This window comes from Vibrio sp. 811 (genome assembly GCF_033339195.1).
On sequence record NZ_JAWOUB010000313.1, the window covers coordinates 1 to 766 of the forward strand.

Annotated in this window: 1 protein-coding gene and 1 pseudogene; one reads left to right on the top strand and one right to left on the bottom strand. The window is 44.5% G+C overall.

Features of this window, described 5'->3' with window-relative positions; all coding sequences use genetic code 11:
* On the top strand, positions 1 to 585 hold a 585-nt coding region (locus R7Q46_RS26565), incomplete at its 5' end, for an HRDC domain-containing protein (RefSeq protein WP_318078136.1).
* A gap of 87 nt (positions 586 to 672) precedes the next feature.
* Here R7Q46_RS26565 and minE read toward each other — a convergent pair.
* Positions 673 to 766 (bottom strand): annotated as a pseudogene (gene minE / locus R7Q46_RS26570) (cell division topological specificity factor MinE); the annotation flags it as partial.

Sequence of the window (766 nt, forward strand, 5' to 3'; positions counted from 1 at the left end):
GTGCAGCAAGAGAGCGACTTGTTGGTTTCCAAACGCATTCGCGAAACCAACGAAGAAAATGCGTACCTTGATATTAAAGGAGCGTGGCAACTTAAACCGTCAGAGTTAGCTGTGTTAAAGCCGCTAGCGACTTGGCGTTATCGTGAAGCAATCAAGCGCGACTTAGCACTAAACTTCATTTTCAAAGAAGGTGATTTGCTAACGGTTGCTCGTTTAGGTTTAACAAGCTTTAAAAAGATGGAAGCGGAAGGGATGGATAGCCGCGCGGTCAATCGTCACGGTACTAAAATTGCGGCCATCGTGAAAAAGGCTAAGCAAACGCCACCAGAAGAATACCCAGCTAAAATTGATCGCCTGATGGATTACCCTGGCTATAAGCAAGTTTTCAAAAACATGAAAGATGTCGTGAAAAGTGCTGCGCAAAAATCAGGGTTAGCGACCGAGTTTTTAGCATCGAAAAAGCAGATTAACCAGCTCATCAGTTGGGTGTGGAAGAAGGATCGTGATCCTGCTCGCTTGCCTGATGTTATGCAAGGTTGGCGTCTAGAGTTATTGGGCGAAAAAATGAATAAGGCGTTGAAATAAGCGCAAACTAATAAGGTTGACCAAATGGTCAACCTTTTTTCGACACGTACATTGTTGTGCGCTGCATATTGCGTTGAGAATAAAGCCTTACTTCTCGTCGTCAGGCAGTTTCACGTTGAGCGCAAGTACAGAAATGTCGTCATCCTTGTGCTCAAAGGTTAACTCAACCATATTCGGGTCA